Raw genomic sequence first — 14427 nt, forward strand, 5'->3', positions numbered from 1 at the left:
TTATATATGAATAAAAAATCATTGGTTTCCGAATTGTTTTCACGCATGGGCGCTTTTTTTGCAATGATTGTAGGCCGTATGCATTGGAGCAGTCCGCCCTGGATGATTTTTTTACGCCGCCAAGCTGCTGCCAGGCCGGCTGCTTTTTGGACGGTTATGGTTGCTACTCTTTGTCTATTGGTTGCCGCAATTTATGGTTATTGCTGGTATAAAAATCTTCCTAAGCCGAAATTACCTACAGCATACATAACGGCACCTAAAATTACGCCATTACGTGAAGAAGCCCTAATTCCAGACGATTTGATCATTGATTTCGGCAGTAAGGATGCGGAAGGCGAGTTGCTGCCGAAATCGGTTGCCCCACTGCAATTGATCGGCAAAAATGTGCCACAAGGTATTGAATTATCGCCCGCGCTAGAGGGGGAGTGGTATTGGCAAAGCGACAGCCGCTTGATTTTTACCCCAGCGAAAGATTGGCCAGCGGGGCAGGATTATACGGTCCGCTTTGGCGAAGGCGTTTTAGCTGAACCTATTCGCTTGCAAAATCCGGCCTATTCCTTCTCTACGCAGCCGTTTACGGCAGAAATCAGCCAATTTAAATTGCATCAAGACCCCACCCAGCCCAAATTATTACAAGCGGTAGCCACCATCCATTTCAATTATCCCGTCGAGGTTAACAGTCTTGAAGGTAATTTATCCTTATTGTTGCAGACCTTGCATAAAGGCAAACTGGATAAGGAAGCAAAACATTATAAATTCACCTTGGATTATGATCAGCATAAACGGATTGCTTACTTGCGCTCCGAGCCATTATCACTGACGGATACTCCGCAATATTTGGTGCTGGTCATTGGTGAGGGAGTGCGTTCAGTCACAGGGCCGGGCATGATCCGGCATACTGTTTCCAAAAATCTTTTGCTTCCTGATATGGGCAGTTATTTCAAGGTGGCCGCCGCCACGGCTGCTATCGTACGCAATGAGCAAGATCGCCCCGAACAAATCCTGGCCCTGGAGACCTCAGCCGGGATAAGTGAAACCGAGCTTAAAAAGGCATTGCATGTGTATTTGCTACCGCAAAATTATCCGGCAACTGCCCACGCAGAAGAAAAAAAGAATTATGAATGGCAAAATCCCGGGGAAGTAACTTCTAACATTCTGCAATTAGCCACCCCACTTAAGATGGAAGCCATCCCTGCCGAGCATAATTATGCAACCCTGCACAGCTTTAAGTTTAATGCGCAAACGCCGCGTTATATTTATCTTAAACTGGACAAAGGCGCGCGTGCCTTGGGTGATTTCGTACTGACGCAAGATTACACTGCCATCATCAAAGTGCCACCGTACCCGCAAGAAATCAGTTTCCTACATAAAGGGGCGTTACTTGCGTTAAGCGGTGAGAGGAAGCTTTCGGTGTTAATCCGGGGATTGCCGGCTGTAAAATTCGAGTTTGCCCGCGTATTGCCTGACAACATCAATCAACTCGTTACGCAGACTGAAGGAGATTTTAATAATCCATATTTCATTAACCAAAGCTTTGATCAAAAAAATATCAGTGAAATCTTCTCCGAAATTCAGCAATTTGATGCTTCTGATTTAACCAAACAACAATATACGGCTTTGGATTTTACTAAATATTTGGCCAATGCAGCCAATACAGGAGGCCCGCAAGGTTTATTCTTGCTGCAGGCGCAAGGCTGGAATCAGGAAACTCAGGAGCCGTTGGATGTACGTGCCAATCGTTTAGTGCTGGTGACCGACATGGGATTGGTCGTTAAGGACAATCAAGACGGCAGCCATGATGTATTTGTGCAATCCATCACTACGGGCACGCCGCTGCCCAATGTAAATGTAACGGTTTTGGGCAAAAATGGTTTACCCTTGCTTTCCTATGCAAGCAATGAACAGGGACAAGCGCATTTTCCGGTGCTGACTGATTTTGTGAATGAGCGCGAGCCTGTGGTTTATTTGGCAAGTCTGGGTGCGGATGTATCCTTTATTCCCTATAATAATGTGAACCGCCAATTAAATTACTCACGCTATGACGTAGGTGGTATATATAGCGCGGGGCAGGAACAACATAGTTTAAGCGCCTATGTATTTTCTGACCGCGGCATTTATCGCCCTGGCGATGAAGTGCATGTCGGGGTTATTGTTAAGCAAGCGTATGCGCAACCGCAGCCCCCCGGCTTTATTGTACAGGCTACCGTTTCTGATCCGCGTGGCATGACGGTGTTTGATAAAAAATTTACCGTTGATGCCCTCGGCTATTTAAGCTTTGATTTTCCAACGCATGCGGCTTCTCCTACCGGCGATTATTTTATCAGTTTATATATTGTTAAAGATCAACACCCTGAAAGCCTGCTGGGATCGTCAAGTATTCGCGTGGCTGAGTTTCTGCCGGATAGGATGCGTATTAAAGCAAATATTCTGCCGCAATCGATTAATGGCTGGGTTTCTCCAACCAATTTAAAAGCTAAGGTGCAATTGTGGAATTTGTATGGAGCGCCTGCTGCTGAGCGCCGTATTAGCGGCAAAATTTTACTTGAACCCAAAGCGGTGGAGTTTAAAAATTATCCTGATTATGTCTTTGCCGATCCCCTCCTTGATCCTAAAAAGCCGGCTAAAGTGTTTACCGATAATTTGGCTGATGCAAAAACCGACATGCAAGGTGTCGCTGAATTTCCTTTGCAGCTTGAGCGTTTCGATAAAGCCACTTATCAGCTGACGTTTTTTGCCGAGGGGTTTGAAGCCGACGGTGGGCGCAGTGTGGCTACACGCGCTACCACTTTGGTCAGCCCTTTGCCTTATTTTGTGGGGTACAAGGCGGATGGCGATCTAAACTACATCAAGCAAAACAGCCAGCGCAGCGTGAATTTTATTGCGATAAATCCCAAGCTGCAACAACAAGCACTTGGCGGCATGACATTGCAATTAGTGGCCTTGCAGCCTGTATCCACGCTGATAAAAAATGACAATGGCACGTATCAATACCAATCCATAATTCAAACGAAAGTGCTTGCGACCAAGCCATTTGCCATTGCTGCAAAAGGCAGTGCTTTTGATTTGCCTACTGAGCAAATTGGTGACTTTGCGATTAACGTGCTGGACAAAGACGATACTGAGCTTAGCCATCTTAAATTTAGTGTGGTAGGAGCCAGCCAGAAACCTTTGGCAAAAAATGCTGAATTGAGCGTGAAGCTTGACCGCACGGATTATAAAGCTGGCGAGGAAATCGAGTTGCAAATTACTGCTCCTTATACCGGCTCTGGTTTAATTACCATAGAGCGGGACAAAGTTTATGCAGTGCAGTGGTTTAAAACCGGTACCAGCAGTTCTGTACAAAAAATTCGTATCCCTAGCGATTTTCAGGGGAATGGTTATGTAAATGTTGCTTTCGTGCGCGATTGGAATTCGCCGGATATTTTCATAAGTCCGCTAAGCTATAGCGTGGTGCCGTTTAATGTCGATCATGACCAGCACGCCATGCACATCAATTTGCACGTGCCTGAAACAGCAAGACCGGGCGAACCTTATAAAATGGAATATTACAGTGATAAACCGGGAAAAATTATTGTATTTGCTGTGGATGAAGGCATTTTACAGGTGGCTCGCTTCACCACTCCCGACCCGCTAGGGTTTTTCTTCCAAAAACGCGCTCTGGAGGTATTAACCCAGCAAACGGTAGATCAAATTTTACCGCGCTACATCCGCGAGCGGGAACTTTCGGCAGCAGGAGGTGATGGTGGTGAAGACTTGTTATCACAATATTTAAATCCTTTTAAACGCAAAACGGATCTGCCAGTTGCTTTCTGGTCTGGCATAGTCGACACCGACTCCAGCGTGCGTCAACTGGTGTATGAGATACCGGATTATTTTAACGGGACGTTGCATGTCATGGCGGTGGCTGTGGCATTAGACGCGGTGGGATCTGCAGAAAAGACTTCGGAAATCAAAGGCGATTTTATCATCAACCCAAACACGCCTACTTTTGTAGCCCCTGGCGATGAGTTTGCAGTAACTGCCAGTGTTGCTAACAACATCAAGGGTGCTGGCAATAGCGGTAAAGTTGCAGTAGAGCTTAAAGTAAGCCCTGAACTTGAAATCATTGGTTCGGATAATGAATTATTGATGATTGAAGAAGGGCGCGAGAAAACGGTGCAGTTCAAATTGCGGGCTACTACCTCTGCCTTAGGCTCTGCACGCATGACATTTACCGCCAGTCTGGGCGGCAAAGCCAGTGAAATGGATGCTACCTTAAGCATACGCCCTGCCACTCATTTTTCCACCACGGTTACAAGCGGCAGCAGCAATGGCGTTGAAAAAACCATTGCTGTTGATCGCAATTTATACCCGCAATACCGCCAAGTCGATGCAGCCATGTCAAGCAGTCCGTTAATTCTGCTCGCTGGTTTGCAACGTTATCTGGATAATTTTCCATATGGCTGCACGGAACAGTTAGTCAGTAAAGCATTCCCACTGTTAGCTATCGGCGCACATCCCTGGTTGGTGGATGATGCACAAAAGGCAACGGAAAAAATTACAACAACCATTCAAATGTTAGGCCAGCGCCAAATGGTGAACGGCGGTTTCAGTTATTGGCCTGGCTTGGGGGAAAATGACAGCAATACCTTTGCTTCCGTGTATGCCATGCATTTTCTGACTGAGGCAAAAGAACAGGGTTATCGCATCCCTGATGATTTATATAATGGCGGTCTTTCCTCCCTTAAAGATTTAGCGGCACGCAATGCGTCTGATGTGGATATGGCGCGGTTGCAGGCTTATGCTATTTATGTGTTAACCCGCAATGAAATGGTCACCACGAATTATTTGACCAATTTGCAGCTATATCTGGATAAGGCAGCTCCGCAAAAATGGCAACATGAGTTAACCGGCGCATACATTGCGACTAGCTATAAAATGCTAAAAAATACAAGTGAAGCCGAACAGTTGATTCGGCAATATGAAGCTGACAGGCAAATGCGCGATCGTTTTGCTTTTTATGATAACCACGTCGCCAATGCACAATACCTTTATCTAATCGCCCAGCATTTCCCTGAGCGTTTACCTGAAGTAGGAAATAATCTTCTCAAAGGTTTGGTTTCCGCTGTAAATACAGATGACATCAATACGATTCTTTCTGCCTATACAAGTCTTGCATTAAGCGCTTACGCAAAGACACAGCAAAATAATGCAGAGGGGTTGGTGATCCGCGCTGTATTGGCAAACAAAGAGCAGGAAACGTTGGCTACTCTTAAAGATACTTATGCGAAGGTCAGTGTGCATGAGGAGGTAAAATCGATTATTTTTGCCAATCCGGAAAAGCACACTTATTTTTATCAACTCAGCCAAGCTGGATTTGATAAAAGCTTGCCCACTGAGGCTCGCCAACAAGGATTGGAAATCCATCGTGAATACCGTGACAGCCAGGGTAATATCATAGCCAGTGTGGCGTTGGGGGATGAGGTTGAAGTGCATATCCAGGTGCGCAGTTTGAATGATCAATTTATCCTCAATGGAGCCATTGTTGATTTATTACCAGGTGGTTTTGAGGTACTCCGTGAATCCATCCAGGGGATGTATTTTGATTATGTTGATATTCGTGAAGATCGCGTGGTATTTTTTGACAGTTTTGATTCTGCAGCGAAAGAATTAGTATACCGCATGAAAGCAACAAACGCTGGCAAATACACGGTGCCGCCGCTTTATGCGGAAGCCATGTATGAACCCAGCATAAAAGCAAATACTGCAGCTGGCAAAATAACGGTAACCAAACCTTAAGCTTAATGTGCTTGTATTCAAATTATTTGAATACAAGCTTTAACTTGCAGTTATTCAACAGAATTGGTGCGAAAACTTTTAACTCTTTCCTTTGTTTCATTATCGACAATATAACCGTAAAAATGCCCTGTCTTTCCATGAGCTTGGGATAGCATCCAAATATAAAGTTCTTCCATGTCATTCCCAGTTTTCCTCGCGATTTCTTGCGAATCAATGGATAAAACAGCTGTGTATGTAAACATCTTTTTCCTTTGCCGGATAAATCAAACCTGTGATGCCTGATTGATAAGCAATTCATGATTATAAAAGGTAAATAGCTTATGCCAGGTCATCTTAATTATGGCACATTTTTATACAAGTGCAGGGGCATTCTAAAAATAAAAAAATGTGCACAAGCCTTGTGCACATTGAGGATTAGAAAGTTAGGCGTTGGCCTTGTTTTGGAATTATAAAGTGAATGCCTAAATTATTTTTTTCTTGTAATTGCTGCAAAATTTGATTTGCAAGCTGGTTAGCCTCATTGCTTTGCTTGATGTGGGTTACAATTACATTTAAACCGGAAACAGCACCTTGCGGGTGTTTAGGGTTGACGAGGTGAGCAAGAATATCTAATTCTTTCAGCAGCCATTTTGGTGTCATATGCCCAAATAGCAGTGTATCAGGACGTTCGTTTGCATAGGACGATTCAATGAATAATGCAAGCAGCTTCTTTTTCTGCAGCAAAGGCGTAATTTTTTCCCATAATGCCCTTAATTTATTGCCATGTTCCACCGCATCAGGACCTGTATCACCCAAATAGAGCAGGTAATAACCTGCTGCCTCCAGCAAAAATGCAGTAGATGGATGATTCCCATGATTCAATGGAAAAGCTTGTACACGCATTGCGGTGTTTGGTATGGCTACGGTTACGCCTTCCTGCAAGCGTTGATAATGATATTTTTTAAGGAGGGGAGGGATGCCTTCATTTGCAAAGTTAGGCCAAATTTTCCAATTGAACAAATGATCACGTAAGTGATTGATGGTTACATCCGTGCCTAAAATAGTTTTCCCGGTGTCCATTGTTGAGCAAATGATAAAGCCGCTGATGTGATCTAAATGTGCGTGCGAAACGAGCAGCGCAGCAATATAATCTTTAAATTTAATTTTTTTTATCTGACTGCAAAAAGTGCCTGCGTCCAAGGCGACCCAGTTATGGGAATTCACTGGGGCAACGAGATAGGCGGATAAATTGTCTTCAAGTTCACCACCTCCAGTGCCTAAGGGAATAACTTGGAAATGCATGCTTGTGCCACCAAGTGGCCAAGCCTGGTTGGCAAAAGTCCATAATAAAACTAAAAGTTGTGCAAAAACTTTCATAATTTACTCAAAAATTTGCGGTTAGCATGGCAAATGTATTTAAGAATATTGAATAATGTACTTACAGTTGGCTTATTTTTATTGCAGTTCATAGCCATTTTTTCTTTTTAAAATACCGGAAAGGCAGCCACGCTGAAAAAAACATTAAAATCAGAGAAACCGGATAGCCGATGTAAGATTTCAATTCCGGGATATGCTGAAAGTTCATGCCATAAATACTGGCAATTAAGGTAGGGGGCAGGAAAATGACAGCGGCTACTGAGAAAATTTTAATGATGCTATTTTGTTCAATATTAATAAGACCTAACGTTGCATCGAGAAGAAAGTTGTATTTAGTAGAAAGGAAGGAAGCGTAATCGCTCAATGCAATGACGTCTTTGCTAATGATGTTTAGAGCAGAGCGGATGCTGGTAGCGAGTGTGAAATGGGTCTGCTCCAGAAAAGAGATAAGGCGGGTAAATGAGATTAAACTTTCACGGACTTTGGTCAGTAAATCGCCACTGGTGCCGATGTTTTGCAAGACTTGCTTATAGTCTACATCCTGAATGATGGCATGGTTTTGCTGCTGCCGGAACACATAGGCAGATGTTTCATCAAATTTATGGCTAATTTTCTCTAAAATATCGGCCAGGCGATCAATCGTTGCCTCCAGCAAGCCAACTAATAAAGCTTCCCCATTTTGTTCTTTTTTCGAGCGAAGCAAGTGAGCTGAAAATAACTTGAAGGCGTTTAATTCGATGTAGCGTACGGTAATGAGTTTTTGTTCAGTGAGAATAAAAGTAACAACGTCTGTTTTTACTCCAGGGGATTCGGAATAAGCCACCATGGTTGCCGTCATGAATAAGGCATTGTTTTCAAAATATAAGCGGCTGGATGGCTCGATTTCTTCAACTTCTTTTTTAGTAGGGATATCGAGCTTTAAGTATTGTTCAAGAGCATGTTCCTCTTCCTGCGTCGGATGAATCAAGTCAATCCAGACTGCGCTTTCAAGCTTTTCTGTGTCTTGCAAAGACAATTCTTCAGCTTGAATCCCTGCTTGTGTTTGCAAATAAATAACTACCATGCCGTTTACTCAATTATTCATGAAATAACGAGTATGCGCTTTCAAAAGAACGCCGTAAATACTTTGCCATTCTTTGCTGTAATGCCCATGTTTATCAAGCATTAAACCAATAACTGCAGCGCGCAAGAAGAGTTTGTATGCCTATTTTACCCTCTACAACAGGCGTGCCTTGGCCAGTGCCGGTACCGCAGCTTGGACAGGTAAGCGTCTTATTAAATTTTATTTGGGAATAATCATACCCTATACCAATAGAGAAATGGGGGGTGAGTTTGCGATCCACTCCGGCGCCCAACACCCAACCAGGCCGCCAGCTGCGTGAGCTCGATGCACTAATGCCCACGAGGGTGTCTCTAAGCGTTAATTTAACATTTGCAATGGCTAGTCCGCCATTGACGTTAAAAAGCCATTCGTCATGCGCATAGCCGAAACGTCCTTTTAAGGTTCCCAAAGCATTGAGGTCGGAAGTGTAGCGATCGATCGCAAAGAAAGGGCTGACACGCGTTGGATTTAAATCTGCAGCCATTAAAGCGCCTTCAATCCCAACAAACCAATCGTTTGGCTGATAATTATAGCCAAGGTTAACACCCCCAAGAACGCTTTTAGAATTGAAAGAAAAATCTGTTCCTATCAGCACGGGGCCCAACGTATTAAAATAATTAAGATTGGTATAATTCCAATCTTGTTCGCCCCAGGCTCCGCCTAGAAGTCCACTGGCGTAAAAGCCGTCCCAAGGAGCAATTGGTGGCAGACTGCCCATCATGCCGGCTTGTGCTTGCATGCAGACTAGAGTAAGCAAGCTTGAAAAAAAGATACGGGGGCCAAACTTGGAATAGGTCTTCTGATACATCTTTTCTCCTTAAAATCCATGTAAAATTCCTGAACCCGATGGACACCACGTTTGCATATTTGCAGGCCTTAATGCCATGGCTAAGCCAGGCTCAAATCATGGTGTGCGCCATACGTTTTGGGTAAGTATTTTAAAGCCATAACAAACGATATGAAGGCACATGCCATCACATAATAAGCAATCATTAAATTGTCGCTAAAATGATTGATTAACCAGGTATTCAATGCCGGGGAAAAGCCGCCGGCGGTTGCCATGCACAGATTGTATGCAAGGGAAATGCCCGTATAACGGCCTTTGCCAGGAAACATTTCAACAATAACCACCGGCATTACGGCTTGCTCGGCACTATAAAAAATCACCAGGGGAAGCAAAACCCACCATAATGGCGTGGATTGCAAGAACCAAAAACAAGGGACAGCAAACAGCAAATAACCTGTTGTGGCAAATATCAGCACAGTTTTGCGCCCATATCTGTCAGCAAGAAGCGCAAAAAATGGTAGAAAAATCAAAGATAAAAGAATAAATAAAATTTGCATGTGATAAGCCGTATGCATGGATACGTTCAAATAGGTATACATATAAGTAGAAAGGTACCCCATCAGGGTATAGCTTCCGCACGCGCTGATGACCAATAGTAAAATGACATGCAGCATGCGCTTGCGTTGATGTTTGATAACATACGTTACCGGATGATAAGGTTCTGTGATATTTTTTTGCAGAGTTTGAAACGTTTCGGATTCAGGCAAGTCGCGCCGCAACCACAGCCCGGTTAAACCCAATACCCCACCTGAAATAAACAAAGCTCGCCAGCCATACGCCAGAATATTGGATTCTGACAGGCAATGAGTAAGCAGCGCACAGGCAACCACGGCGATTAAAACGCCGATATTACAGCCATTATTCGTCATGCTGCTGATGTAAGCGCGTTGCTTATTTTGCGCTGCTTCGGATAAATAAATCATTGAACCTGCGAATTCACCTCCGATGCAGAAGCCTTGCAGCAAGCGGCAGATAACCAATAGGATGGGGGCAAGTATTCCTATTTGCTGAAATGTAGGTATTAATCCCGTAAGTACAGAAGAAATCGACATTAAGAAGATCGTAAGCTTTAAAGTTTTTGCACGGCCAAAACGATCGCCCAAATATCCTAAAATAATAGAACCCAGCGGACGGATGACAAATCCTGCGGCGAATACCAGTAAAGTGGATAATAAGCCTACGCCGGGATTTTGTGTGGGGAAAAATAATTGGGCAATGATTGGGGACAAGTAAGCGAATAAACTAAATTCATACCATTCAAGCACATTGCCGATGATGCAGGCAGTAATATTGCGATTCAAGCGCATGGTTGGGTCCCCTGATAAAACGGACCCATTTTATTTTTAAATGTTGTGAAAAACAATGCAAAATGTAGGGGAATAAAATTTACCAGTGATTTTTTCTTTTAGGGCTCATTATGATTGCAAGCATGATGCTTCTGCCAGGAAAGTTGTGAAGGTATTCAATATTGAAAGCAGCTGCAGGTTTCCCTGCCAATTTAATACATATAGTGTATAATATTTTTCTACTATGTAAGTATTTATATTTTTTTGTTAATTTAACATACTAAAATTTTTTATTTATTTATGAACCATATCACATTTTTCAATAAATCTTCGCGTAAACTGACATTTCAACAGAAGCTAAAAATTGCAGTTAAATCAATCAGGGAAAAAAAATCATTCATTGCCGAAAAAGTTTATGAAGCCATCAAGACTAAACAAGTTTCGCTTCACTCGTTTGAGCAATTATCAGCAGAGCACTTTTTAGAAGTCAGGAAAGCCATTGCAGAAAGCAGTGAAATTGAACTTCCTGAACAATACCCGCCCGCAGAGGAAACCTTGAGCATCATAGAGAACAAACTGGGAGGGTTTATCGTTCATGATTGCATTTACTTATGCTCCCGCGGCTCCTCAAGGCGGATTGCTTTAACCATTGTTCATGAAGTTACTCATTATCTAAATACCGACATTTGGGAAGAAGAATTGACAACCAAACAATGCGAAATAGCATGCTATCGTGACGAAGTACGTTCATTTTTGGCTGAAGAAGCATTCGCCAAGGGGTTTTGTTTGACGCGCAATGATGTAAAAAAAGTCCATGAAAAAGTTACAAGATTGTATCCAGAATATGTAGCCGCGGGTGAAAACACCAAAGCCATAGGATATGTTTTTTCAAGTTTTGATACGCCTAGACTTTAATTCTGGCATGGTTTCAAGAGTTGAAACAAGCGGTTTCAACCTGTAATTCCCAGGTATTCAACATGCATCCACAATATTCTAATAATTTTTTTAAGGCGGCTGCCACTGCTAATTTCTTCGAAAAATTAACTTCAGCACTCACAGTGATTAAAAACAATAAATCGTTGATTGCTGGTAAAGTATATAGCGCCATCGTATCGGGCGAAGTGGCGCTTAAGCCATTCGCTGAAATGACAGAAAGGGATTTTTTTCATATAAAAAAGGGTTTGCAGATTCTCAGAAATATCGAGCTTCCTGACTTATTTCCTCCGGCTGCAGACACGGTAAAACAAATAGAATCCATGGCCCAAGGCGTTTTGCTAACCCCTAATATTTATTTAAATTCAGAAATGAGTACAGCTGATCTGGCCCTGACCATTGTGCACGAGGTCGCCCACTATTTAAACACGGCATGCTATGAGATAGAAATAGAAAAAGCCAGGGCGATTGCTCCTTACTTGAATGAAGTGCGCTCCGTTATGGCGGAGAAAATGTTTAGCAAACAATTTTGCCTTACGCGAAGCGACATAAAAAGAGTGCATGAAAAAGTGTGTGCTATTTACCCACAATTTGTATTGCCCAAGCAAAATATGGCAGAAATTGGTTATGTTTTTTCGAGTTACGATGCACCGAGAATCTAACCTGGATATTGGGTACCTTGCATTCCTTGTTTAATCACGTTTTTACAGCAAGAATTTGCAGGCACCAAAAACTGACTGGTATAGCATCTGCAGCACAACCGGCTTGTTGGCAGTAGGCAGTTACAAAATCATTTAGGAATTCGCTTTTCCGCTCGGCAGGAACTTGTTTAATATGCGCCCCAGCAGCACTAAAAAAGCGCTCCAGCTCGTTTTTTGAATGACACACCCTGCCTCCACCATATCGGCGATTTTTTTAGTGATTACCCCATCACCACAGCCGATGTCTAATATTCTTGCTTTAGTATCGAAAGAAATTTTGCTTAAAGTTTTCATGGCAAAATGATATTGAAGCGAATTATTCTGGCTGTATTTATCCGGATTTTGATATATATGGGCATTCATAGTGGTTTTTTTTATCTGAAAAGCAGCAATTATTGCTTAAAATTTGCAGCGTACCCTATGCTTATCATGTTTATTTTTAGAGCAGAAAAATTTTTCCCTGATGAAGATAATTTATTGATTTTAAGATAATATGTTAAAAATTTTTTATGGATAAGAAAGATGAAATTGCAAAGGATTACTACAGCTTTCATGTTGTTTTTTTGTTCTTCTGCTTTTGCACTGGGTGACTGGTATGATGATTGGAGCAGCTCATTTACCCGGGTGATCACGCTTACAGGAGGAGTAGCACTGGCTAACCCTGGGCAAAATCAGACATTTTATTTATCACGAGTTGAAAATATTCCCATTATTGGCGTCAGCAGTACTGGCGCCCCCGTTATTATTGGTTCGATACCGGTTACGAATACGTTTTCAAATACTTACAATGCGCATAAAAAAACAGAAGTAATGGGTACGGGGGAAGTTTTTTTCGCCCTGCAATGGCCATTTCCTAATGGTGTGCTCAACCAGCTTGGGGTCGCTTTTGGCGGCGCAAGTGATGCCAATATAAAAGGCACGGTGAGTGTAAATGCCGTTCCCACCGGCTCAAGCTATCAATACAATGTGAATCATGGAAAAGCAGTCATTCGCGATAAATTAATTTTTGCTCCTTTTTGGAATTCAGTGCAACCGTTTTTAACAGGTTCCTTGGGGGCTTCATTTAATAAATCACACGGTTTCAGTACATCGCCTACAGTCGATCCCAATTTTTCAGCCACTTGGTTTGAGAATAATACGCAATCGTTCAGTTTCACCTACAGCGTGGGCCTTGGTTTGCAAAAATGCCTCAATAATAACTGGAATATATCGCTAGGTTATGAGTTTGAAGATTGGGGGAGAAGCAGCTTAGGGCAGGGGATTGTTGGCACACAGCAGAGTATTGTTGTATCGGGAACTTCGTTTGTAATTTCTCAACCGATTACGTATAACGGACCAAGTTTATCGCATCTTTATACGCATAATATTTTATTAAGCATTAGCTATTTATTTTAAAGCAAGAGACTAATATTAAGAATGCAACATTTACTTGGACGCTTCTAGGTGCTTATGTCAAATTAATTCGGGGATATTTATGAAAGCCTTAATTTATACCACAGCTACTTGCCCCTACTGCGTGCGGGCCAAGCAGCTTTTGCAGGCAAAAGGGATACCTTACACAGAAATTCGCGTGGATTTGGATGACGCGGAGCGTGAAAACATGATAGCCCGTTCCGGGCGGCGTACCGTACCGCAAATCTTTTTTGATGAAGAGCATATTGGCGGTTGCGATGACTTGTTTGCCTATTTTAAGCAGTCTGGGCAGTAGAATCCTTTTTAAGGTTGATTTGCCTGCATGCTCAAAAAATTTCGGCCTCTTATATTGAGGCCGAAAGCTCTACCGACGCGTTAACTGGTTGGAAGGCTCTCCACAGTTAATCGTTTTCTTTTGTACTGGCACGGGTGTAAAAAAACGACCAGTAAAGCTCGCCTGATTTGACAGTTGCTGCGTTTCAGCAGAGTGATTCAATGCATTGTTTGCCAGTTCTTCATGCATTCGGTATACCCTGTGTTCCGTTTCTGGGTTATGCCGCGGTGCTACTCCCGCTCGTGCATGAGCAGTGCTGGCTGCGGCGGCTGGCGATGCATAAGATGCGAATGATGCTTGTAAAGCTGGGTGTGCAAGGGTTTTAAAGTCTGCTTGCGCAGGCAGGTAGCTAACCCCTGTCTGATTGGGAAAGGGAACTTGCATTGGCGGCGGATTAACTGTAGTTGGCGTGGAAGCCGGCATGGGCAATATGGGGTTTGGGAAACCAGTTGGAAATGGGCAGCGCTGCGGCAGAAAAGGGCCTAGGATTTCCTCAGGGCTTGGTCTTGGATTTGGCTTTCCTGGCCAATAAGGTGGTAGATTAAGAAAATCCTGTGAAAAATAAGAAGTTAGTGGATTAGTTTCTGTCTGCGGCAACTGTGGCTGCCCTTGATATCCGGCATTTATATTTTGTTTCATAATGTCTTAAATGAATGGGTTGGGAATTTGGCAATTAT

At 43.0% G+C, this 14427-nt stretch carries 12 protein-coding genes; 5 read left to right on the forward strand and 7 right to left on the reverse strand.

All coding sequences use genetic code 11. From position 1 onward, the window contains the following. The first annotated feature begins 6 nt into the window (after positions 1 to 6). On the forward strand, positions 7 to 5778 hold the full coding sequence (locus NKV53_RS11210) for an alpha-2-macroglobulin (RefSeq protein ID WP_253351150.1): 5772 nt from the start codon (positions 7 to 9) through the stop codon (positions 5776 to 5778). Between the two features lie 50 nt (positions 5779 to 5828). Here the strand turns inward: NKV53_RS11210 and NKV53_RS11215 are convergent, their stop codons facing one another. From NKV53_RS11215 to NKV53_RS11235, 5 genes are all read right to left on the reverse strand, one after another. Further along, on the reverse strand, positions 5829 to 6020 hold the full coding sequence (locus NKV53_RS11215) for a hypothetical protein (RefSeq protein WP_126953308.1): 192 nt from the start codon (positions 6018 to 6020) through the stop codon (positions 5829 to 5831). 172 nt (positions 6021 to 6192) lie between these two features. After that, complete coding sequence (locus NKV53_RS11220) at positions 6193 to 7134, reverse strand: MBL fold metallo-hydrolase (protein ID WP_253351151.1); 942 nt, start codon at positions 7132 to 7134, stop codon at positions 6193 to 6195. Between the two features lie 88 nt (positions 7135 to 7222). Further along, a complete protein-coding gene (corA, locus tag NKV53_RS11225; RefSeq protein ID WP_126953310.1) occupies positions 7223 to 8197 on the reverse strand; it encodes a magnesium/cobalt transporter CorA in 975 nt (324 codons plus the stop codon). A gap of 94 nt (positions 8198 to 8291) precedes the next feature. Then, a complete protein-coding gene (locus NKV53_RS11230; protein ID WP_126953311.1) occupies positions 8292 to 9044 on the reverse strand; it encodes an outer membrane protein in 753 nt (250 codons plus the stop codon). An 80-nt stretch (positions 9045 to 9124) separates the two neighbouring features. Further along, entirely contained in the window at positions 9125 to 10390 is a 1266-nt protein-coding gene (locus NKV53_RS11235; protein ID WP_126953312.1) for an MFS transporter, read from the reverse strand. Between the two features lie 279 nt (positions 10391 to 10669). Between NKV53_RS11235 and NKV53_RS11240 the strand changes: the two genes are divergently transcribed. Both NKV53_RS11240 and NKV53_RS11245 read left to right on the forward strand, forming a co-directional pair. After that, positions 10670 to 11284 (forward strand): hypothetical protein, encoded by a 615-nt coding sequence (locus NKV53_RS11240; protein WP_126953313.1) that lies wholly within the window; start codon positions 10670 to 10672, stop codon positions 11282 to 11284. A 62-nt stretch (positions 11285 to 11346) separates the two neighbouring features. After that, on the forward strand, positions 11347 to 11964 hold the full coding sequence (locus tag NKV53_RS11245; protein ID WP_253351152.1) for a hypothetical protein: 618 nt from the start codon (positions 11347 to 11349) through the stop codon (positions 11962 to 11964). Between the two features lie 132 nt (positions 11965 to 12096). On the opposite strand, the gene NKV53_RS11250 is transcribed toward NKV53_RS11245, so the two are convergent. Beyond that, entirely contained in the window at positions 12097 to 12297 is a 201-nt protein-coding gene (locus NKV53_RS11250) for a class I SAM-dependent methyltransferase (RefSeq protein ID WP_253351153.1), read from the reverse strand. A gap of 228 nt (positions 12298 to 12525) precedes the next feature. Between NKV53_RS11250 and NKV53_RS11255 the strand changes: the two genes are divergently transcribed. Continuing rightward, positions 12526 to 13398, forward strand: coding sequence for a hypothetical protein (locus NKV53_RS11255; RefSeq protein ID WP_126953316.1), 873 nt, complete (start codon positions 12526 to 12528; stop codon positions 13396 to 13398). Between the two features lie 79 nt (positions 13399 to 13477). Further along, complete coding sequence (gene grxC / locus NKV53_RS11260; RefSeq protein ID WP_126953317.1) at positions 13478 to 13711, forward strand: glutaredoxin 3; 234 nt, start codon at positions 13478 to 13480, stop codon at positions 13709 to 13711. Between the two features lie 69 nt (positions 13712 to 13780). Here the strand turns inward: grxC and NKV53_RS11265 are convergent, their stop codons facing one another. After that, positions 13781 to 14389 (reverse strand): hypothetical protein, encoded by a 609-nt coding sequence (locus NKV53_RS11265; protein ID WP_253351154.1) that lies wholly within the window; start codon positions 14387 to 14389, stop codon positions 13781 to 13783. Positions 14390 to 14427: the final 38 nt, after the last annotated feature.

This window comes from Legionella sp. 27cVA30, assembly GCF_024160945.1.
In the GTDB taxonomy this organism is placed as follows: Bacteria; Pseudomonadota; Gammaproteobacteria; order Legionellales; family Legionellaceae; genus Legionella_A; species Legionella_A septentrionalis.

Coding starts and splice junctions, on each gene's coding strand:
- NKV53_RS11210 (WP_253351150.1), top strand. CDS start 7: ATGAATAAAAAATCATTGGTTTCCGAATTGTTTTCACGCATGGGCGCT.
- NKV53_RS11215 (WP_126953308.1), bottom strand. CDS start 6,020: ATGTTTACATACACAGCTGTTTTATCCATTGATTCGCAAGAAATCGCG.
- NKV53_RS11220 (WP_253351151.1), bottom strand. CDS start 7,134: ATGAAAGTTTTTGCACAACTTTTAGTTTTATTATGGACTTTTGCCAAC.
- corA (WP_126953310.1), bottom strand. CDS start 8,197: ATGGTAGTTATTTATTTGCAAACACAAGCAGGGATTCAAGCTGAAGAA.
- NKV53_RS11230 (WP_126953311.1), bottom strand. CDS start 9,044: ATGTATCAGAAGACCTATTCCAAGTTTGGCCCCCGTATCTTTTTTTCA.
- NKV53_RS11235 (WP_126953312.1), bottom strand. CDS start 10,390: ATGCGCTTGAATCGCAATATTACTGCCTGCATCATCGGCAATGTGCTT.
- NKV53_RS11240 (WP_126953313.1), top strand. CDS start 10,670: ATGAACCATATCACATTTTTCAATAAATCTTCGCGTAAACTGACATTT.
- NKV53_RS11245 (WP_253351152.1), top strand. CDS start 11,347: ATGCATCCACAATATTCTAATAATTTTTTTAAGGCGGCTGCCACTGCT.
- NKV53_RS11250 (WP_253351153.1), bottom strand. CDS start 12,297: ATGAAAACTTTAAGCAAAATTTCTTTCGATACTAAAGCAAGAATATTA.
- NKV53_RS11255 (WP_126953316.1), top strand. CDS start 12,526: ATGAAATTGCAAAGGATTACTACAGCTTTCATGTTGTTTTTTTGTTCT.
- grxC (WP_126953317.1), top strand. CDS start 13,478: ATGAAAGCCTTAATTTATACCACAGCTACTTGCCCCTACTGCGTGCGG.
- NKV53_RS11265 (WP_253351154.1), bottom strand. CDS start 14,389: ATGAAACAAAATATAAATGCCGGATATCAAGGGCAGCCACAGTTGCCG.